Here is a 20,565-nt window from a genome sequence, read left to right as displayed (position 1 = left end):
AAAAAAGAAAAAGTTCACCGCCGGCACTTCACTCTTTTAGCCGGCCCAGCAACCTCCCGAGCTGGGCCGGCCCTGCTCACGCTTCATCAGCCGTTCCTAACCGGAGCTTTTAGAGCCGGAAGACCGGGCGCAAGGGGAACGTTGACCGACACCGGCGAGGGCCGAGCCGAACGACGGGAGCAGCGAGGGACTGATCCCGCAGGCATTAGATGGAGCAGTGAAACAAGCGGAGACTTTAGGCAGCGGAGCGTCACAAGCGTCACAGCGTCACAACACGAACGAATCCGCAGGCCAGAGCAATATTGTCGGTGTGACGTGGGTGTGACGGCACCCGGCAAAGCGTGACGGCTACTATGCGCCAGCGCACTGCTGGGCTGCTTCGTGAATCGGCCCAGTGGCGCAGCCTGAGCCTGCTCGCCTTGCCCATTAGCTGATCCCGCCGGCCCAAACTAGCGCCGTACTCTCCTGGTCACGCTCACCTATCACCCGTCACAAAAACGATCGTTACCGGACGCAGCTGAACGTGCGTTGTTAACTCGCGTTCCAGTCGTGTACACATGGGGTATGACACCAGAGGCTCCAGAATCCGCTCAGGACAGTTGCCCATTCTGCGGCATTGTTAGTCACGATTACAGAGAGCAAGTCTTCTTCTCCAGCGACGATGTTGTGGCCTTTCTCGACATCGATCCGGCTACCCGAGGGCACACCTTGGTGGTGCCACGTATTCATGCCGCCACCGCCTTCGACATGAACGAGGAGCAATTCTCAGCCACAATGAGAGGCGTCTGGCGCGTTGCCAACATGCTCAGGCAACGGCTGAATCCTGAAGGCCTAACTCTGATTCAGAGCAACGGCGCCGCGGCGTGGCAGGACGTGTTTCACCTACATGCACACCTAATCCCTCGATATCAGGGCGACGACCTAGTACGCCCTTGGGGTAATGGGGCGGGCGTGCTTGAGTCGGTTGGATACGTCGACAATCTGAATGCTCTAACCACTGATTTGAGAGGTGCGAGCGGCTACGACGCGCGATCCGCCCGCTGAAGGATCGATCCCTTACGTCTGCGTTGGCCGGTTGCTTGTCTGCAAACGATCGTTTGCGTCCAACCGCTGCGTCTTCGGGAAGAAGGCGCGGGCGACTATATTTTGGGTATGGGCCCGACAACAGTGACCGCTCCAAACCTCCCCTCCCTCTCCCCACCCCCAAAAAGGTAAAAAGTGCACCACCGGCACTTCACGCTTTTGGCCGGCTCAGCAACCGCCTGATTCGGGCCAGCTCACTCGCGCCACCATATTCCTCCACTCGGAGCTTTCAGACCCGGCAGGCCGAGCGAGGAGGAGAATCGACCGGAACCGGCAAGGCTGAGCGAAACGACGGGAGCTGTGCCCCAACAGGCGATGGCTGAAGGGAAAAGGGGCCGACGGGGAAGCTGAGACTTTAGGAATCAGAGCGTCACAAGCGTCCCAGCGTCACAAACCGAACGTATTAGCAGGCCAGAGCAACATTGAGGGTGTGACGTGGGTGTGACGGCATTTCCCAAACCGTGACAGCACCAGACAGCCTGAGCGAGAGGCTCCATCGCACTGCTCCGAGCTATAGAGCTTCATGGAGCCGTTTTCAGCACAGCGATGCTCGCCGACCCTTTTAGATGTTCTCCAACGGATGCTCCACGTTTTCTGAGTCAGCGCCTACGATCACGCAGTACGCGCGCAACCAGCGTCGTAATTTAGGATGCGAGAACCTTGCCATTTAGCTCGCAATCGCGACGTCCGGCTTCCAGGTGTGGCGGGTGATTCCTTCGTCATCGTCGGTGGCGCGTTCGCCGAGCTCGATGGTGATGAGCTCGTCGCCTTCATAGGCAGGGCTGAGTTCGAGGGTTAGATAGTCAAATAACTCCCGCTCGTGGACGGCAATAACCACTTGCCGGCCATGTTGCTTAGCCAGGACGCGAATCAGCCCGGCGAACTGTGAAACATGAACCTCATCCATGGCCTGAACGGGGTCGTCAAAGACTAGACAGGGCATGATCGGTCGCACGGCTAGGTGGAGCGCGAGGAATAAAGACAAAGCCGCGGTGTTGAGGTTGCCCGCCGACAACATCATCTGAGGCGGACCGCCCGCAGTGCCGTTGCGGTGAGTCGTCTCCAACTTGATGTCGAGGGTAGTCTTCGTGGCTTTCGGAATACCAAACTTCGGAATGAACCCTTCGCTTGGGGCGAGTCTGGTAAACACGTTCTTCCATACTTCGTTTAGGGAATCAGTGAAGACGCGTTGCACGATAGTGGTGCGTGCACGTGTGGCGGCGTCATGCACTTCTTTTGCGACCGTTTGTCGACGTTTCGCTTCAGCCACTCGGCCCTCCCATCGGGTCTTTCGCTCGACAAGTTCCGCAACACGATGGATCGCAACTGATTCGCGTTCCACCGCTTTAGCAAATCGCTGTGATTCGAAAGCGACAGACCGGTGAAGGCTGGTCAATTCTCTGACACGTTCAACTTCGGTCTCAGCTTGGCCTAAGAGCTGGCTCCAGGAGCCCTGGAATGCTTCGGTGGCAGAAAACGGGGCGACGTCAAGAAGTGCTGCATACCGGATGAGTTCAGCCTCGATATAGCGGCTCTCCGACGATGCAGCGTCGAGGCTATCGAAGTCTAGCTGGAACTTGCGTACTCGTTGGGCGAGGTCAGCGCCACGAGATATGGCCAATTCGATCTCTTCAACCTGTGCGGCAAGTTCGACAATCATCACTTGGCGGTCTTCGAGAGCCTGCTGTTCGTCGGCGGTCGGAAGTTGGCCAACTAAGTGGCTGTATTCACTTCCCGCACGTGTGACTTTTGCGGCCAACTGATCACGACCGGTCCGCAGACTTAAGAGTTGCTGCCCATGTACCGTCAGTTCAGCGAGCTTGGATTCGATGTACGCGGCAAGAGTGCTGCCGTCGACTTCGCTGTAGTCACGGTCGCATACCGGACATACATTGTTGCTATCAACAACAGTCCGAAGGGCAATAAGGCCTTCCACAAGAGCACTCGAATGCTCATGAGCGTTCGAAAGACGTGTTTCCGAACTATTCAGCTCGCTTGTATCGGCGTCCAGTTTCCCACGGACAAGTTCGACCTTGGTGCGTATGTTGGCAAAGTGCACTAAGTCATTTTGGACAAGAGTTGCAGCCTGCTCGACTGCATAACGTGGCTCGTTTGGAAGCCTAACTCCGGCAGTCCTCGCTGCTGCTTCCCAAGCACGGACGGTAGCGCCTTCGGTCTTGTCCCACATCTTGTGCTCGGCTGTGGCCGCAGCCAAAGCCTTACGCGCCTCGTGAATCCGTCGAGTCGACGGCCGTTCTGACAGTGCAGAAATACGGCCGCCAAGAGCTACCAGTTCCTGGTGGAGTTCTTCCGTCTTAGCAGGATCGACACGGGTTTGGTCATCACCGAGTGCCACCTGAGCCAACCTCAATAGTTCAGAGTCAGCTACGTCGCCGGTCACCTCAGGTATAACGGCAGCGACAACTTCGCGTGTCGCAGCCCTAGCTTGGGAAAGCTCGGTTTTTGCTTGGGAGAGGATCTCGCTTTCCCTTCCGAGCTCAACCCCCGCCTGTTTTGCTTTGGCTGCGGCATCTTCGATGCCCGCCGCGAGCTTCTTCAGAAGCCGAAGGTCGTTAGCATCACTGAGACCGTCCCGAAGGGCATCCAACTTCTCAAGGCCGAGCAGTTCACTTACGAACTTCGCCAGGGCTGACTCTTCGTTCCCTACGCGGGTTTGGTAAAACTCAAGAAGACGCCCTAATGATGCTTGGTCAAGATAGCAACGCTCGGAATAGAATTGCGCGACTTTATCGCTAAGCGCGCATGGGCCATCGATCCGGCTCCCGCCGACGGTCATAGGGACTCCGGGCAACCCTGCCTGAAGGTACTCGGCGACGTCGGCTCGAACCGTCGCATAAGCCTGCCCGAGGAACGGTAGATGCGCCATGTAGCGATCGTCCTGACGCTCCATGCTTCGCACACTGCCAGTTAGGGCAAGTTCTAAGGCAGATAGAACGCTCGTTTTGCCTGTGCCGTTTGGGCCGTGGATGAGGACCACGGGTGCGTCGAACGGCAGTACCCGCGTGCCTTCAATACGACGAAAGTCGGACACCATTAAGTTTTGGATTGGTACATCACTCATCTTCATCCTCCGCATCGTCGACCCAACCTGCTCCTTCATTCGCGTATCGCCGCAATGACTCCCGCACCGCTTCGGTCCCATCAGACGCAGTCCTCACGAGAGCGATGTGGGCGCTCGTCGCCTTCGCGGCTCCGAGAGCAGCCATTACTTCGTTGATAGGGTCGCTGCCATGTGCCAGTTCGTCTTGAGGCAAGTTGAGTGGAAGCAGGACCGCGACCGCCTCCGCGATCTGGGAGATGCCCGGGTTGACCGATGTTATGGGTAGAACACGAGCATGGCGTTCCAGCTCTATTCGATCAGAGGCGGCGACTTCGCCCAGGAGTACCAGACTCATGGGCCGACGTGAAGCTGCAAGATCAAGAGAACGAGCTAGGCCCGCCACAAGACGCTGGAGACGTAGACGGGGAGTCTGGCTGGTTGCAACGAGGACCAGGTCGTGCGAAGGGTGCCGGCCCCGCGCCGCGGCCTCAAAGTCGAATTCTGTGCCGGCGACGGTCAACGGTTTTGGAAGCGGTTCGAAACCAGAATCTGTAAGGACGGACAAGACGTCTTGAACACTCGTCATCAGAACCCTCCCGCCAATCTGAAAGCCTCGAAAAGGTTGTCTGAAGAGGCGGTATCAGCAACAGTTGACGCGATGCTGAACCGTCCGGCCTCCGTCTTACCATCCCGCCCGAAGCGGGACCGCGGCGATCGAATAGATGCCTTTGGCTCCTCATCGGCGATCACCACGAAGGCATTTCCATTGCGATCATCGTACGTCTCGTCCAACTGAAGCTTCGTTAACGTCGCAGCATTCTTTACGAAGAACACCTGTGTTTCTCGCTGGTCGGTGACTAGCCGCAAAACTCCGTTCGAGGGCGCCCTACGGTCTCCTGGACGAACTACCCAGTGTCCCGACACCTGACCGCGGCCGACCAGCGCCAGCGCGACACCGAGCAGACCGAACTCTTTCAACGGAAAGTCCGGATTGTGGATTGCCTGAGCAGCAGGTCTGTCAGACAGAGGCTCGTAGCGACGGCCGCTCGCACACGGTACGCTGCCGGTGCGAAAAACTGTCAATACAAGGTGTGTCACGTCTATGAGCCGCGCAACAAACTCCATTTGGAACTCCGAAATTTCCTGAGGCTTGAGCATCTCGGCATTGCAGGGGATGGTATAGCTGGCTGCGAAGTCCCGCAGTCCCACAAGGTCCGCTGTCAAGCGCTGGATGTCCGCCTGATCCCACGTCGGCTGCAATACTTGCTCTAGAAAGAACGCGAGCTTTTGAATTGGCGATGATAGAACGAGCGCGAGCAGCGTGGGCTTTCCGAACGAACCTAGAACGGATGCATTGGAGATCGCGGTAGCATGCGCGTTGTAATCCGCGCCGTAAGTGATCTCCAAGACATGTGAGTGGTGTGGGAATAGCTGCTCCTCACTAAGTACGACTGCAGGTGCGGTCGTTGAGGACCACGGCCGAACCAGATCCTCGGCAGCCGCGCCGAATATGAGGTGCAGATTCGCGTCCTGGGCTGACAAACCTAACATGAGTGTCGGACGCTCTGTATAAAGGGACTCCAGGCGCTTCCGAATCAATCGGTGCTCCCACTTGGTCGCCCATACGGATATTTGCGACAAACGAGCGATGAGCAAAGATCGATACTCAGCGTCATCGCGAGCCCGTACAGCGCAACCATGAAATTTGACGAACTCGACAGGCCGTTTCGGAAGGAGAAAGTCGTCGGGTTTGACTATGACTCGCGCAAAAGTATTGAACTCCGGCATGAGGTCACCTAGAGCTTTCTCTACCAAGCCATCCCAATTCGCAGTTACCGCCGAGTCCACGAGTCCTTCAAGCATTAGGAGTGCAATGCAGTAGTGCTCAACATCTGGTTCAATATCGGGCGACCCATAGGTCTCTGGGACGTCAAGGACATCCCAGACGAGGTAATCCCTGGCCTTTCCTTCAATGCGGATATCAAGAACCTTGGAATATTGGCCTACTAGAACCCCGGCGATCCGCTCGCGGAGCGTCCAATCTTCGAACGGAATTGTGATATTCACTGTCGCTCGCTCGTCGTCTGTCATGCTTGCCAGCGAAAGTACACTGTCCAACGCTGAGCGATATTCGCACGCCTGATTATCTGGGTTAATGCTGACACGCAAGAACTCAATCACCCGCTCGAGGAGCTCGACAACGTTCGGCACTCTATCGCGAGAGATGCCCGAACCAAGCCACAGGACGTACTGACCTTCTCCAAACGCTGTAGCAAACTGTGAAAATGTGGTGTCAAACCGGGCCAGAACGGCAGGCACCGTCCTCATTGGTCCAGCTGTCATGAAATGTCCCCTCTAGAGCGCTGAGTCTCCCCGCAAGTGGTGGACAGTCAGTGTCAACAGTTCTCGGGTTATCCTCCCACGTCTCAGCAAATGCCCGGGTCGCAAATGATCACAACAGCCACCAACGTCTCGTTCATGGAGTGCCGATTAGCGGCTTCTTCCCTCCTCTACAAGTGCAATAAGTACACCGCCGGCACTTCGCTTTTTGGGCCGGCGCAGCTACATCTCGGGCTGGGCCGGCACCCTCAGGTTTCGTCACTCTTTGTATTCGGAACCTGTAGACCGGGAAGGTCGAGCGCAACGGCAACATCGACCGAACCCGGCGGGCTGAGCGAATGTGCGGGAGCCCTTCGGGATAGTTGCCTACGGCAGAAAAATTGAGCAACTGGCGAAAGCTGAGACTTGGGTGATGGAGCGTCACAAACGTCACAGCGTCATAAACCAAACGGATTAGCAGGTTCGGGCAGCTTCGAGAGTGCGACAAGCGCGCGACGGCACCTGGCCCCTTCAATACCATCCTTCGAGAGAAGGGCTCTCTAGGAATCCTCAAGGACCGACAAAGTGGCAAGCAGTCGGTTTCTAACGTGCCCTTTTAGGGTCATTGCTAACGCTGGCCGGAGGCAGTGATCAGGAAGCCAACCAAGTAGGACGGATGTACATCTCGTATCGCGTTCGCCCTACTATCGACGGCCAAAGGATCGTACTTGCTGCGACAGATTAGTAAGCTCGTCACTGAAACTATCCGGATGTCCGTCAGGTGCCGTAGTCCACCTCCAGGCAGCCCTGTCTCCGAACTTCCGGAAATCTTCCTCCCAAATATTCGTTCCCCCAAAGCTCCATGCTCGTTCCCCTGCATAGAGGCCGCCTGATGGTACCAATCGTCGATCTTCGTACAGAAAATGCATTGCAAGTGCCATCCTGTATTCCGCACGCCGGATCGACATCTCTAGGTTCGTCAGCTCATCGGATGCGTCTTCGAACAGAGAGATCAAGTCATCGTTGACTAGCTGGCTAGCAGGGTAGATCCACTGATTGTTCCAGCGTGGAAGATCCCGGGCAATTTCGTGGTCGATGACGTAACTGTCTTGGAGGAGCACGAAAGCTGGCAATGGAGTATCAGTATTGGGATGAATCCATACAGGCTTCGTCGCGACTTCTACAAAAACGTCTTCTCGATCATGGGAGGTCCCGATCATTGCAATGGAACGAAGAAGAAGCAGTGCCGGGTAATGAGACATCTTCACCCACGGGCTGCTTCCTAGATCGCTGGCACGCGCATCGAGTAGCCGTTGAACGCACCACGACCACAGCTCGGTGTGTATTCGATCCCGATCGAGCATGACTCCGATGGTGACTAACCGTATGAGCAGTCGAGTTGCTTCGCGAAGTTCCGTGTAGGAGTTATCAACTACCTTTAGCTGAGTTGCTCGGTCGCCCCCACCGCGAAAGTTTTCATGGTTCTTGATAACTTGGGTGATTCTTTCGACTTCATCACCAAGCAGATCACGGATCTCAATGTATGACTCACGACGCGGAAGTAACCGCTTGAGCCGCGCGACTGCCATGTCAGCTGTCAGCGGCGAGGAGGACATAGAATCCAGCGAATCTAGGCGGCCTACCAAGTCAGAAAAGAAGTCATCGGCTCGGACTGAATCGATGATTGCTGCGCTGTGTTGCTCCGCTACTGATTGAGCATTCGACCCTAATGGATGCAGAGTCGTCCAGTACAACGGGTAACGCCTCGTTCGTCGCCCCCTAAGCGCTGCCACCAGTGCTTTATCCCAATCTGCTGACCAGCCGTTGATAACGATGCCAAAGTTTTCGAGGATTTCCTGAAGCAAGCTGGATATTTCTGGTCCATAGAGATCCAGTTCGGCAGCAGTGTTTCGTTGATTTAGCGATCTGTAGTCACCATGAAGTTTTACTACCGTGCAGGGCGCGTGTACCAGTGGCTTACGACCAGCAGCCTCCGACTCATTAGTGATCACCTGGAACTGGACACTTACTGACTCCAGTGCCTGTTCTATCAAGCGATCAAAATTCGTAGTGACAATGACACGCACGGCGCCCCGCTGAACCAGCTTCGCAATGGCGCGATGAGCGTCACCAGGAACTTTCAGCCCCTCGGCCCGCTCGTTTTCGGAGGCCTCAAAGTACTTATTTAGCAAGGCACTTCGTGTAGCGGCGGTTTTGCCCATGCTCTCCAAAAGATTCGAGTAACCAAGCGGTGAGCCGTTGCCGTTCTCCTCCCACCAGTTCTCAACCTCCTCATCATTTCTAAGGTCCGGGCAATTCTTGCCCGCAGCGGCAGCAGCCTTCGCTGCTAAATCCTTAATGACTCCCCATCCAGTTGGGATGCCTGCACCCGTGGATGTCCCAGATCCAATAAGGAGTGCAAACACGCCCGGTTGATCATGAATGGACACGGCGAGGCTGATTCGAGGGTCAAGCCGTCTTGGTTGCAAGCTCATATGGCCAGACTAATACGGGGCGAGTTCAGCCGATCGCACTAGGTCTGCGGCGTGACTCTGAAGAAAGACCCGAAGATGTCCACTCGGGTGGCGAGAACGAAGGATTGCCGGGTACTCAACCGTTAGATTGTGACGCATTGGCCTAACGTTTACGGACGGTTCGCGCACCACATGCCAGCATGACCAGGGACGGGACCACATGAAACGAAGACGGCAATTAGATCTGGTATTTCAGCCTAGGCGTGCTCACTTTACTCACTGGCCAAATCCCTCTCCGGCCCGAACTACCGCTTGTGCTCTTTGGTCGTACTCACCCTCTCAACCGCGTCTCAAAAACGATCGATTAATGAGGCAACAGAACACGGGCCCGATTCGCTGCACACTTCCATGCCCCACTAGGGCCGGCCTTGTCTTGTATTCCCGTCTCAAAACGTCTAGTCTCATAACAACGATTCAGTTGGGATATTGAGACCTAAGGGCAGGGACATGGCAGTTATCGGATACGCACGGGTGAGCACGGCGGAGCAGAATCTAGACCTGCAACTGACTGCGCTGCGCGAAGCAGGAGCCGTCCGCACTTATGCAGATCAAGGCGTGAGCGGGACGAAAACCAACCGACCCGAACTTGCAAGGGCAATTGACCGGTTGGAGAACGGCGATCAACTCATAGTCTGGAAGCTCGACCGGCTGGGCCGGAACACCCGCCACGTGCTAGAGATCATTGAGCAGCTTCGGCTGCGCGGCGTCGGCTTCCGCTCCGTCACCGAAGGCCTCGACACGACAGGGCCAATGGGAACGGCAATGCTAACGATCATGGCTGCATTCGCCCAGCTCGAACGAGACACTATCGTAGAGCGTACCCATGCTGGCCTCGCCGCCGCTGCTGCCAACAACCGGAAGGGTGGCAGACCCCGCAAAGTCGATCAGAGCATGGCGCTGAGAGTTCAGGATCTCCGGTCCAAGGGTGTGCCGGCTGCTGACATCGGCAAGATGCTAGGCGTCTCCCGAGCCACTGTGTACCGGCATATAAGTTGACTCAGTAGCCTCGTGCTTTTAGCTCGCGCCGCCGCTCGATCTCCTTCAGTTCGTCCAGCTCTCGCCGCATTTCACCAAGAGACAAATGCTCAGGCATCCCGAAAGAAAGCGCGGATGACCTTCGCTCCTGCCGCTTCAGACGCTTGTCTTTCCAACTCAAAGTCAGCGTGATTAATCCATGGTCATCCATAGGAATGAGCAGTGACTGCCGGTACAGATCCCCCGCCCCCAGGAACGGAATCGGTTTACGGATGTCGTGCCCTTGAGTGTGAGGAACCCATTCCTTGCCGTCTTCACCAGCAAAAGAAACATGAATCTCTCGGGCCTCCGCTGGTCCATGGTTTGAAATCACGATGAATGTCCGCGGGTGTTTCCCTGACTCGGCGTGAAACCGAGCAGTCAAGTGGGCTTCTCGATTGCTCAACAACCCACGCAGAAGTAGAAACAAGCTGATAGCCAGGGCAACCCAGGCAGCGAGATCACTCGGCAATGTCATGCGCCCTATTGTCCACCAGCATCCCCAAGCTACAAATCTGACCATTACCGTGCCCACACTTTGCCCACACTCAATGAAGATTGATCGTGATCTGGAGCTATCTACATTGGCTGAATACGGGGAGATTCTGCGGGTGGTGGCTCTCACCTGCACAGTAAAAAGGTTTCAAATCCCACCGTCACCGCGCTAGTTACGAGTCACGACATGCACTACAGGTGAGTCGCGACATCGAAAACACCCCCAGCTTCGGCTGGGGGTGTTTTTTTGCCTTGATGAATAGTCGTGGTGAAGTCGGCCGTTGTAGCGGAGGGCGACTGGTCTGATCATGCCGCCCTTCGGAGTGCAACTGCTCTCTGTCCGTCGAACGGAGACGAGGCGACAGACGCCTACTCGCGACAAGCTCTACTTAGTCAATCGCGCAACTACTTCGCTGGGGATTCGCCCGACAGCTCGCATGGGAGCCTCAGCCGATGGTGATTCTCCCTTCCGCATCTCTGGACCGATGCCGCCTACCGTACTTTCCGGATGAGGAAAGGCCCCTTGACGGTGGAAGGATCAGCAACCGACCCGGCTTGAATCATCTGGACCCGACCGGAATCAACCAGCCGCCGGGCCGCCCGACGCGCTGGCTCCTCCAGGTGACGCCAGTCGCCGCCGCCCACTCCCCCCACGGCGCGCGCCGCATCCGACGGGCAGATGCTCGGCGCTGCAGCCAGGAGGGAAAGGATTGCCGCTTCCAATGCCTGATCGGTAGGACTCACTCCGCGGCGGCGACAAGCGTCCGAGCAATAGCGCACCTTGTCCCAATTTGCTGCCCACTTGGCGCGCCACTCCATCCGTCGCCCACAGGACGCGCAGGTCTTTTCATCCGGTGTCTGGGCTATTCCGCGCCGTCGGTGGGCCATAGCCTCATTGTCCACGAGCCGCAGGCACATCCTTATAGGCTTGCCCCTGTGGCATTGAGGATCCTGGCAGTCGGCAAAAAGCATGAAGCGTGGGTCAGCGACGGCATCACGCGCTACGAGAAGCGCCTCAAGAAGCCCTTCGACCTGGCCTGGCAGCTCATTCCCCACTCAGCGAGGGAGAACGACGCCGCCCGCCGGGAAGAATCCGAGCGGCTGCTCGCCAAACTCATCACCAACGACTTCGTGATCCTCCTCGATGAGCGCGGTAAAGCCCTCGACTCCCCCGGCCTGGCCCGCACCCTTCAGCAGCCCATCGACAGCGCCCGCACGGTGATCCTGATCATCGGCGGCGCCTACGGCGTTGACCCGTCCGTCCACGCCCGCGCCAACCTGGTTTGGTCACTCTCGCCCCTCGTTTTTCCTCACCAGCTGGTCCGGTTGATCCTCGCCGAACAGCTGTACCGGGCCCAGGAGATCGCGGCGGGGCGTCCGTATCACCACGAGTAGCGCGTTTTCACCAAGCCGACCACCCCACGACGTCGAATACTCTTAGGTAGGGCGGGTAGCCCTTCAGTCGCAGTACGAGCGGGCAATGACGTGATGCAGGGAGGACCATGAGCGGCGCACCGGCTTCTCTCCGCCTGGTCCGGTCTTCTGCGACGTCAGCGGTCGTCCTCGCCCTTGCTGCCGGGGCACACATTATTGGTGGGGGAAACCTCCCAGCCCCGTTGATCGTTGCCGCGCTGGGGTCGGCAACGCTCTTGGCAGTCACTGTGATTGCAAAAAAGACACTATCGCTGCCCGCTCTCCTCGTTCTTCTCGGCGTCGGGCAGTGGCTACTGCATCACGCCTTCAGTCTCACGACGACGGCGGCGGCGTGCGTCGCCGCTCCGGCCCGGCACCATGCCGTGCAGGCGGTTTCCTGCCCGTCGAACAGTCTTCAGGGTCACGCTGAGACCGCCCACACCGATCTGGGGATGCTGGCGCTTCACGCGTCCGCCGTCGTCGTCACGGGATTCATGCTCCAGCGCGGCGAATCCGCCCTCCGGCGCGCAGCAGCCCGGCTGAATCCGTTACTGCGCCTGCCCGACGTCGTGGTCGTCGTCCCAGCACCACGGATCCCCTCCTTCCCGCCGGCGCCGGCGCTTCGCACCGTTCGTGCCCTGCGGGACGTACCTCCGCTGCGAGGGCCGCCGCTGGCGTTTATGCCCGGCTTCTCCCCCGCCTGACCTACTCGGGTGTGGGGACTACCTGACCCTCCCTACACCCATTTTCTGCTGCCCTGAGCGCCGCGCGCCCCGACAGTATCCTGAAAGGCATCTCCCATGAAAGCTTCAACACGCCGTACCGTCTCCGCCTGGGAACTCGCCGTCACCACCGCTGGCCTGATGGCCCTCGGGCTCGGGACCGCATCGGCCCACGTGAACGTGAGCCCGGCCAGCACCACCGCCGGCGGGTACACCCAGCTCAATTTTTCCGTGCCCAGCGAGTCGGATACGGCGCTGACCGAGAAGATTGAGATCCAGCTGCCCACCGACACCCCGTTCACCTCGGTCCGGGCGAAGCCGGTGGAAGGGTGGACCGCCGAGGTAGTCCGCGGCGAGCTTCCCGAACCCGTTGAGATCGACGGTTCCACCATCACCGAGGGTGTGCTGTCAGTGGTCTGGACCGCCGACAGTGAAGCGGCCGGATTATCGGCCGACGAATACCAGGTCTTCTCCCTCTCGGTGGGGCGGCTTCCCGAAGCCGGAACCACAGTGACGCTTCCCGCCATTCAGACGTACACGGATGGCAGCGTGTCCAGCTGGGATGAGGTAGCCGAGGAGGGCAGCGAAGAACCCGATAGCCCCGCGCCGTCCTTCGTCACCACCGCCGAGGAACCGGAAAATGAGGCTGCAGCGGAGGCTACGTCAGAACCCACAGCGGAAGCAGCAGCTGATACCGAGCCTGCCTCAGCGTCCAGCGAAGCCTCGGGAAATCAGCCGGTGATCTGGGTTGCGCTCGCCGCCGGCCTGCTGGGTCTGGGCGCGGGAGTGTTTGCCCTGTTCCGCACGCGCAGTGTCAAGTAGGCAGTCGGTAGCCTAACGTCACGATCCCTGCGTCAATCGGCAATCCCATCCCTCCGGCCGATTGACGCAGGGGCGAACACCGGCGAAGGTGAGTCCATGGGTATCCACACACGGACTTCGTCCGCAGCCGCTGTCGTCGTCGCGGCCATCAGTTCCATCGCTCTGATTGCAGGGTGCGGAACATCCAACTCCACCGATCAGGAAACGACCGCAGCGGCGGTCGAAACCACCACCTCCGCTACGCCAACCTCTGAGCCACCAACCGAGGAAGCGAGCGAGGCACCCTCGTCGGCACCCTCGTCTGCGCCAGAGTCTGAGCCCTCGTCCGCGCCAGAGACTGAGCCCTCGGCCAGCCCCAGCGCAGACGCTTCCCAGGAGGCCGAGGAGCCCGCCGAGGCTGCGACGGAAATCTGCACCGCAGCCGATCTGTCGGCCAGCGTGGAAACTCCGATGGGCGCCGGTGGCGCGGGTACTGCGGCGCGCAACCTCATCCTCGCAAATACGTCCGACACGGACTGCACCATGACCGGTTACCCGGGGGTGTCCTATGTCGACGCGTCGGGAGCGCAGGTTGGCGCCCCCGCAGACCGGGAACCCGGCGTCGAGGTCCCTGCCGTCGTCCTGGAACCGGGCCAATCGGCGATTGCAACCCTCCAACAAACCAACGCGCAGAACTATGGCGACGACTGCGTCATCACCGACATCGTGGGGGTGCTGGTCTACCCACCGGACGCCACAGACTCCCTGGTGGCAGCCCAGGAATCGTTTGGCTGCGCGGCCGAGAGCATCATCCTGATGACCGTCGGCCCCGTCGTAGCCATGTAACACAGCCCCTCAGGGGGCTTGCCTCACTGCAGGGCGGGTGCCGGGGTTTCGAGTGCGTCGTCGGGCACCCGCCGCTGCCTCAGCAACAGGTGCCGCAGCCGGCCTGCGGCAAGCGCGAAGACCGCTGCGGTCAGCAACTGCAGGGCCAGGGTGAGCCAGCTCTGGTGCGCCACGACGGCGACGACGCCGGCCAGCACAGCGAACACTCCTGCAGTCACCATCACCCGGCCACGTTCCAGGAGCCCGTACGCCGCCAGGCCGAGCCCCAGGACAATCCAGCCGCCGAGCCCACGGAGGACGGCAATGGAGCCGCCCAGCAGGGCCGCCAACTCCAGGACGACGGCGAGCACCAGATAGGTGCCGGAGTTGGCGTTGATTGCCGGCGGGTTGCGGACCAGCCACGGGGCCGCCAGCAGGATGAGCAGCAGGGTTGCGACAACGAAGTAGGCTGCGACGGCACCCGTGTTGTCGCCGGCGATCGGGCCCGCCGCGGCGCCGCCGACAAAGAGGACAGACACCCCTGTCAGCGGAAACCAGTTGTTGCCTACCTGGCCACTCATGGGTGAGCCTTTCCTGCTGAAGCGGGCGCGTTCTACCCTGAAAGCTACCCCTGAATCACCGCTGATGCGGGAGCCCGGCCCGCTGCGTCGCAAAATGTCAGCCGCCTGGGAGATGATGAATCGGTGACGTCGGCGCTGGATAAGTTCACTCCCGCAACCCATCAGTGGTTCGCCGGAGCATTTGCCGCGCCTACGTCCGCGCAGGAAGGGGCCTGGAATGCCATCTCTGCGGGCTCAAACGCGCTGGTCATTGCCCCCACCGGTTCCGGCAAGACCCTTGCGGCGTTCCTCTGGGCGCTGGACAAGTTCATCGCCTCCGGCGCCGCCGAGGCTGAGACTGTTGCCAAGGGGACGCCCGCGAAGAAACGTGGCACCCGGGTCCTGTACATTTCGCCGCTGAAGGCGCTCGGCGTCGACGTCGAACGCAACCTGCGCGCACCAATGATCGGCATCACCCAGACGGCGAAACGGTTGGGCCTTCCGGCGCCGGTCATCACCGTGGGGGTACGCTCAGGCGACACCTCGCAGGCGGACCGACGTGCCCTGTTGACCCGGCCACCGGACATTCTCATCACCACACCCGAGTCGTTGTTCCTCATGTTGACCTCCAAGGCGCGGGAGACGCTGACCGACGTCGATACGGTCATCGTCGATGAGGTCCACGCGGTCGCTGGCTCCAAACGTGGGGCACACCTCGCGGTGTCGCTGGCCCGGCTCGACGCACTGCTGGACAAACCTGTGCAGCGCATCGGGCTTTCCGCCACCGTTGAACCGCAGGAGACCGTCGCCCGTTTCCTGGGCGGCAACGCACCGGTGGAGATCGTGGCACCCCCGTCGAAGAAGCAGTGGGACCTGACCGTCACTGTCCCGGTCGAGGATATGACCGAGCTCGGCGGGCCGCCGACGCAGCACACCGGAGACGACGACGCGTACGGCGCCGACGCCGTGCCGCAGGGCAGCATCTGGCCGCACGTCGAAGAGAAGATCGTCGACCTGATTCAGGCCAACCGCTCCACGATCGTGTTCGCCAATTCGCGCCGGCTGGCGGAACGCCTCACCGCCCGCCTCAACGAGATCCACGCCGACCGGCTGGAAGCCGCCGCGGCACGGGCATCACCCGCGGACGAATCGGACGGCACCGGTCAGCCTGCCCCGCCCACACCCCCTGCCCAACAGATGGGACAGTCGGGTCAGTCCGAAGGCGCTGAACCGCTGCTGGCGCGAGCCCACCACGGGTCCGTGTCCAAGGACCAGCGCGCGCTGATCGAGGATGACCTCAAATCCGGGCGGCTGCGCTGTGTCGTGGCGACGTCGTCGCTGGAACTCGGCATCGACATGGGCGCCGTCGACCTGGTGGTCCAGGTGGAATCGCCCTATTCGGTGGCCAGTGGGCTGCAGCGGGTGGGCCGGGCCGGGCACCAGGTAGGTGAGGTGTCCCAGGGGGTGCTTTTCCCCAAACACCGCGGCGACCTGGTGAACACTGCAGTCACCGTCGAGCGAATGCTGGCCGGAAAGATCGAACCGCTCTACATTCCCGCCAACCCGCTGGACATCCTGGCGCAACAGACGGTCGCTGCGGCGGCCCTGGGCACGATCGATGTTGAGGAATGGTTCGACGTCGTCCGCCGGTCGGCACCGTTCGCCACCCTGCCGCGCTCCGCGTTCGACGCGACCCTCGACCTCCTGGCGGGACGCTACCCCTCCGACGAGTTCGCTGAACTACGGCCGCGGATCATCTGGGACCGGGTGGAAGGCACCATCACCGGGCGTCCCGGCGCCCAACGTCTCGCCGTCACCTCCGGCGGCACCATCCCCGACCGGGGGCTCTTCGGCGTGTTCCTGGTGGGCTCGGCTGAACCCGGTACCGGCGGCAAACAGGGCGGGCGCCGGGTCGGTGAACTCGACGAGGAAATGGTCTACGAGTCGCGGGTGGGCGACGTGTTCGCCCTGGGTGCCACCAGTTGGCGGATTGAGGAAATCACCCACGACCGGGTCCTGGTATCCCCGGCGTTCGGGCAGCCCGGCAGGTTGCCGTTCTGGAAGGGCGATTCCCTGGGCCGGCCGGTGGAACTGGGCCGCGCGATCGGCGCGTTTGTCCGGGAGACATCTACCGCCGCCCCTGACGAAGCGCAGGCTCGATGCAAGGCGATCGGGCTCGACGACTGGGCGGCGGGAAACCTGCTGACCTACCTCGCCGAACAGCGGGCGGCCACCGAAATTGTCCCCAATGATCGCACCCTGGTGGTCGAGCGGTTCCACGACGAGCTCGGCGACTGGCGGGTGATCCTGCACAGCCCGTTCGGCATGCCGGTGCACGCTCCGTGGGCACTCGCCGTCGGGGCCCGCCTTGAGCAGCGGTACGGTATGGACGGCTCGGCGATGGCCTCCGACGACGGCATTGTGCTGCGGGTGCCGCTGATGGATGACGAACCGCCCGGGGCTGACCTGTTCCTGTTCGACGCCGAGGAACTCGACGGTATTGTCACCACCGAGGTGGGCGGCTCGGCGCTGTTCGCCTCACGGTTCCGCGAGTGCGCTGCGCGCGCCCTCCTGCTGCCCCGCCAGAATCCCGGTAAGCGCTCCCCGCTCTGGCAGCAACGCCAACGCTCCGCGCAACTGCTCGACGTCGCCCGCAAATACCCCACGTTCCCGATCGTGCTCGAAACCGTCCGCGAGTGCCTTCAGGACGTCTACGACCTGCCCGCCCTGAAGGGCATCGCCGCCAGCATCGAGCGCCGGGAACTGCGGATCGTCGAGACGACAACTTCGCAGCCGTCACCGTTTGCCCGCTCCATGCTGTTCGGCTATGTTGCCTCCTTCCTCTATGAGGGCGATTCGCCGCTTGCCGAACGACGCGCCGCGGCGCTCTCCCTGGACCCGACTCTCCTCAACGAACTGCTGGGGCGCGCGGAGTTGCGCGAACTGCTGGATCCGCAGGTCATCGCCACCACCGAAAACGAGCTGCAGCGACTCGCACCGGACCGGACCGTGCGCGGCCTCGAAGGTGTCGCAGACCTGCTGCGCCTCCTTGGCCCGCTCACCACCCAGGAGGTGGCTGACCGGTTCCAGACCGCAGAGGAGTCCGGCGGCACGCCCACCGCCGAACACGTGGGGCCGCTCCTCACCCAGCTCGCCCAGGCCAACCGGGCGCTGCAGGTCTTCATTGCCGGCGAGGAACGTTGGTCTGCTGTCGAGGATGCCGCCCGGTTGCGCGACGCGCTGGGCGTGCCGCTCCCGATGGGCATCCCGCTGGCCTTCATCGAGCCCGTAGCGGATCCCCTGGGCGACCTGGTGGGCCGCTACGCCCGCACCCACGGCCCGTTCACCGCCGCCGAAACCGCACAGCGGCTCGGCCTCGGGGTTGCTGTGGTGCTGACCGCCCTGCAACGGCTGGCCGCCGACGGCCGGGTGGTCGAGGGTGAATTCCGCCCCGTCGCGTCCCTCCCCGAAAACACTGCCGGAACCACCGGCCACACCGCGGCGCCCAGCGAATGGTGCGACGTCGAGGTGCTGCGCAGGCTACGCCGCCGGTCCCTGGCCGCGCTGCGGCAGGAAGTGGAACCGGTGGACCCCGCGGCGTACGGCAGGTTCCTGCCGTCCTGGCAGCACGTCGGGTCGGGCCTGCGCGGACTGGACGGGGTGGCGACCGTGGTGGACCAGCTGTCAGGGGTACCCATTCCGGCGTCGGCCTGGGAACCTCTCATCCTCGGCTCCCGGATAGCGAACTACACGCCGGCAATACTCGACGAGCTCACAGCCACCGGGGAGGTGGTGTGGTCGGGGGCCGGCTCCCTGCCGGGCAACGACGGGTGGATCGCCCTGCACCTGGCCGAAAACGCACCGCTGACCCTACGACCGGACCCCGTGTTCGAACCGTCGGCCCTGCAGCTGAATCTTCTGGACCTGCTGGGCCGGGGGGGCGCGTACTTCTTCAGGCAGCTCGCCGAATCGCTGGATTCCGCGGCGCCACGCAACGACACGGAGGTGGTCAACGCCCTGTGGGAACTGGTGTGGGCCGGCAGGATCAGCAATGACACGTTCACGCCGGTGCGCAGCCTGCTCGCCGGCGGCAAGACGGCCCACAAGCAGCGCGCCGCGCCGCCGCGGGCCCGGTCGTCGCGGGTCGGCCGGCTGGGGCGCGCACCCGGTGCGTCCCTGACCGGGTCCTCCCTCCGCGCTTCGGGGAACGACGACGGCGTCCGCGGCTACCAGCGCAGCACCCCGCCCATGGCCGCGGGCCGGTGGACCGTGCTGCCTCCGGTCGAGGCGGAAACCACGATCCACGCCCACGCCACCGCAGAACTACTGCTGGACCGTTACGGAGTGGTCACCCGCGGGTCGGTGGGCAGCGAAGGCACCCCCGGTGGCTTTGGCCTGCAGTACAAGGTGCTGGCCCGCCTTGAGGAGATGGGCCGGTGCCGGCGCGGCTACTTCATCGAACATCTCGGCGCTGCCCAGTTCGCTGTCCCCGCCACGGTTGATCGGCTGCGCTCCTTCAGCGCCGACGCCCAGCAGGAGCGCCGGCCCGGCGAGGACCCCGACGTCGTGCGTTCCTCGATTGCCCTCGCCGCAACCGACCCGGCGAACCCCTACGGCGCTGCGCTGGCGTGGCCCACGTCCGACGGCGGACACCGCCCGGGCCGGAAAGCTGGGGCACTGGTGATCCTGCAGGACGGCAAACTGGCCCTCTATGTGGAGCGTGGCGGCAAAACGATGCTGGCCTTCACCGAGGATTCGGCGGCCCTGCACGCGGCAGCCGGGGCGCTGGTCGCAGTGATCCGCCGGGGCGCGGCGGAGAAAATGGCCATCGAGAAGGTCAACGGCGAACCGGTCCTGGACTCCGAGGTAGGACGCGCGCTGACCGCTGCCGGGTTCTATTCCACCCCGCGGGGGCTGAGAATCCGTGCCTGAGGGAGATACCGTCTGGCGGGCGGCCCGCGAACTGAACGCTGCCCTGGCCGGCCGGACGCTGACCCGCTGCGATATCCGGGTGCCCCGGTTCGCCACCGTCGACTTCACGGGCCAGACGGTGCAGAACGTGGTCGCCCGCGGAAAGCACCTGCTGATCCGGGTGGGCGGCGACGACGGGTTCACCATCCATTCGCACCTGAAAATGGAAGGGCTGTGGCATATTTACGCCAAGGGTGCGAAATGGCGCCGTCCGGCGTTCAAGGCACGCTGCATTCTTGAGACCGCCGAGTCCACCGCGGTGGGATTCGAACTGGGTTTCCTGAAAGTCCTCCCCCAATCCGCCGAGGACGAGGCGGTGGGCTATCTGGGTCCCGATCTCCTGGGACCGGACTGGAACCCCGACGAGGTGCTGCGCCGATTGCGGTCCCAGCCGGACCGGCCGATCGGGCTGGCACTGCTGGACCAGCGGAACCTTGCGGGGATCGGAAACGTGTATCGATGTGAGTTGTGTTTCCTCGCCGGGGTGCACCCGCTGACCCCGGTGGCCAAGGTCCGTGAGCTGCCGCGCATGGTGGCTTTGGCCAAAAAACTCCTTGAGGCAAACAAGGCTCGGTCCACGCGTGCCACCACCGGCAACCTGAGGGGCGACACCCTGTGGGTCTACGGCCGGGAGCACCGCGGCTGCCTGCGATGCGGCACAAAGGTCACGCTCGAACAGCTCGGGGACAACGAACTCGAACTGCGGGACCTGTACTACTGTCCGTATTGTCAGCCAGACAGTCCGGCGGCAACCGCATGAGCACTTC

15 protein-coding genes and 1 pseudogene are annotated in these 20,565 nt (G+C 61.6%); 8 read left to right on the top strand and 8 right to left on the bottom strand.

The window, feature by feature from the left end; translation table 11 throughout:
• Positions 1-564 precede the first annotated feature (564 nt).
• Entirely contained in the window at positions 565-1,044 is a 480-nt protein-coding gene (locus ACX80O_RS03325; protein ID WP_459332527.1) for an HIT family protein, read from the top strand.
• 706 nt (positions 1,045-1,750) lie between these two features.
• Here ACX80O_RS03325 and ACX80O_RS03320 read toward each other — a convergent pair.
• The 4 genes from ACX80O_RS03320 to ACX80O_RS03305 form a co-directional block, all read right to left on the bottom strand.
• Positions 1,751-4,165, bottom strand: a complete 2,415-nt coding sequence (locus tag ACX80O_RS03320) for an AAA family ATPase (RefSeq protein ID WP_459332526.1) — start codon at positions 4,163-4,165, stop codon at positions 1,751-1,753.
• On the bottom strand, positions 4,158-4,499 hold the full coding sequence (locus tag ACX80O_RS03315; RefSeq protein ID WP_459332525.1) for a hypothetical protein: 342 nt from the start codon (positions 4,497-4,499) through the stop codon (positions 4,158-4,160). The genes ACX80O_RS03320 and ACX80O_RS03315 overlap by 8 nt, the downstream gene beginning before the upstream one ends.
• Positions 4,500-4,729: 230 nt before the next feature.
• Positions 4,730-6,487 (bottom strand): SIR2 family protein, encoded by a 1,758-nt coding sequence (locus ACX80O_RS03310; RefSeq protein ID WP_459332524.1) that lies wholly within the window; start codon positions 6,485-6,487, stop codon positions 4,730-4,732.
• A 680-nt stretch (positions 6,488-7,167) separates the two neighbouring features.
• On the bottom strand, positions 7,168-8,958 hold the full coding sequence (locus ACX80O_RS03305) for an SIR2 family protein (protein WP_459332523.1): 1,791 nt from the start codon (positions 8,956-8,958) through the stop codon (positions 7,168-7,170).
• A 486-nt stretch (positions 8,959-9,444) separates the two neighbouring features.
• Between ACX80O_RS03305 and ACX80O_RS03300 the strand changes: the two genes are divergently transcribed.
• Entirely contained in the window at positions 9,445-9,993 is a 549-nt protein-coding gene (locus ACX80O_RS03300; protein WP_459332522.1) for a recombinase family protein, read from the top strand.
• A 1-nt stretch (position 9,994) separates the two neighbouring features.
• Here the strand turns inward: ACX80O_RS03300 and ACX80O_RS03295 are convergent, their stop codons facing one another.
• The 3 genes and pseudogenes from ACX80O_RS03295 to ACX80O_RS03285 all read right to left on the bottom strand — a co-directional run.
• Positions 9,995-10,489, bottom strand: a complete 495-nt coding sequence (locus ACX80O_RS03295; protein ID WP_459332521.1) for a DUF8453 domain-containing protein — start codon at positions 10,487-10,489, stop codon at positions 9,995-9,997.
• 509 nt (positions 10,490-10,998) lie between these two features.
• Complete coding sequence (locus tag ACX80O_RS03290) at positions 10,999-11,250, bottom strand: DUF3253 domain-containing protein (RefSeq protein WP_459332577.1); 252 nt, start codon at positions 11,248-11,250, stop codon at positions 10,999-11,001.
• A gap of 15 nt (positions 11,251-11,265) precedes the next feature.
• A pseudogene (locus ACX80O_RS03285) lies at positions 11,266-11,394 on the bottom strand (DUF2256 domain-containing protein); the annotation flags it as partial.
• Between the two features lie 48 nt (positions 11,395-11,442).
• On the opposite strand from ACX80O_RS03285, the gene rlmH reads away from it, so the two are divergent.
• The 4 genes from rlmH to ACX80O_RS03265 all read left to right on the top strand — a co-directional run bounded on the left by rlmH (position 11,443) and on the right by ACX80O_RS03265 (position 14,288).
• Positions 11,443-11,901 carry a 23S rRNA (pseudouridine(1915)-N(3))-methyltransferase RlmH gene (gene rlmH, locus ACX80O_RS03280; RefSeq protein WP_459305820.1) on the top strand — a complete coding sequence of 153 codons (459 nt, stop codon included), beginning with the start codon at positions 11,443-11,445 and terminating at the stop codon, positions 11,899-11,901.
• Positions 11,902-12,008: 107 nt separating this feature from the next.
• Positions 12,009-12,623 (top strand): hypothetical protein, encoded by a 615-nt coding sequence (locus ACX80O_RS03275; protein WP_459305822.1) that lies wholly within the window; start codon positions 12,009-12,011, stop codon positions 12,621-12,623.
• A 96-nt stretch (positions 12,624-12,719) separates the two neighbouring features.
• Positions 12,720-13,463, top strand: a complete 744-nt coding sequence (locus ACX80O_RS03270) for a YcnI family copper-binding membrane protein (RefSeq protein WP_459332520.1) — start codon at positions 12,720-12,722, stop codon at positions 13,461-13,463.
• Positions 13,464-13,559: 96 nt separating this feature from the next.
• Positions 13,560-14,288 (top strand): DUF4232 domain-containing protein, encoded by a 729-nt coding sequence (locus ACX80O_RS03265; RefSeq protein WP_459332519.1) that lies wholly within the window; start codon positions 13,560-13,562, stop codon positions 14,286-14,288.
• Between the two features lie 23 nt (positions 14,289-14,311).
• Here the strand turns inward: ACX80O_RS03265 and ACX80O_RS03260 are convergent, their stop codons facing one another.
• Complete coding sequence (locus ACX80O_RS03260) at positions 14,312-14,848, bottom strand: hypothetical protein (RefSeq protein WP_459332518.1); 537 nt, start codon at positions 14,846-14,848, stop codon at positions 14,312-14,314.
• 123 nt (positions 14,849-14,971) lie between these two features.
• Here ACX80O_RS03260 and ACX80O_RS03255 point away from each other — a divergent pair, with 123 nt between their 5' ends.
• Positions 14,972-19,759 (top strand): ATP-dependent helicase, encoded by a 4,788-nt coding sequence (locus tag ACX80O_RS03255; protein ID WP_459332517.1) that lies wholly within the window; start codon positions 14,972-14,974, stop codon positions 19,757-19,759.
• The gene (locus ACX80O_RS03250) at positions 19,752-20,558 is read left to right on the top strand and encodes an Fpg/Nei family DNA glycosylase (RefSeq protein ID WP_459332516.1); all 807 of its coding nucleotides are present in this window, start codon (positions 19,752-19,754) and stop codon (positions 20,556-20,558) included. Before ACX80O_RS03255 ends, ACX80O_RS03250 begins: the two co-directional genes overlap by 8 nt.
• The last annotated feature ends 7 nt before the right edge of the window (positions 20,559-20,565 follow it).

The organism is Arthrobacter glycogeni (assembly GCF_054511155.1).
This window is presented reverse-complemented; position numbering and strand designations above follow the sequence as displayed.

Bases quoted from the DNA above. Each gene is read 5' to 3' on its own strand.
- ACX80O_RS03325 (WP_459332527.1), top strand. From the start codon at position 565: ATGACACCAGAGGCTCCAGAATCCGCTCAGGACAGTTGCCCATTCTGC.
- ACX80O_RS03320 (WP_459332526.1), bottom strand. From the start codon at position 4,165: ATGAGTGATGTACCAATCCAAAACTTAATGGTGTCCGACTTTCGTCGT.
- ACX80O_RS03315 (WP_459332525.1), bottom strand. From the start codon at position 4,499: ATGAGTCTGGTACTCCTGGGCGAAGTCGCCGCCTCTGATCGAATAGAG.
- ACX80O_RS03310 (WP_459332524.1), bottom strand. From the start codon at position 6,487: ATGACAGCTGGACCAATGAGGACGGTGCCTGCCGTTCTGGCCCGGTTT.
- ACX80O_RS03305 (WP_459332523.1), bottom strand. From the start codon at position 8,958: ATGAGCTTGCAACCAAGACGGCTTGACCCTCGAATCAGCCTCGCCGTG.
- ACX80O_RS03300 (WP_459332522.1), top strand. From the start codon at position 9,445: ATGGCAGTTATCGGATACGCACGGGTGAGCACGGCGGAGCAGAATCTA.
- ACX80O_RS03295 (WP_459332521.1), bottom strand. From the start codon at position 10,489: ATGACATTGCCGAGTGATCTCGCTGCCTGGGTTGCCCTGGCTATCAGC.
- ACX80O_RS03275 (WP_459305822.1), top strand. From the start codon at position 12,009: ATGAGCGGCGCACCGGCTTCTCTCCGCCTGGTCCGGTCTTCTGCGACG.
- ACX80O_RS03270 (WP_459332520.1), top strand. From the start codon at position 12,720: ATGAAAGCTTCAACACGCCGTACCGTCTCCGCCTGGGAACTCGCCGTC.
- ACX80O_RS03265 (WP_459332519.1), top strand. From the start codon at position 13,560: ATGGGTATCCACACACGGACTTCGTCCGCAGCCGCTGTCGTCGTCGCG.
- ACX80O_RS03260 (WP_459332518.1), bottom strand. From the start codon at position 14,848: ATGAGTGGCCAGGTAGGCAACAACTGGTTTCCGCTGACAGGGGTGTCT.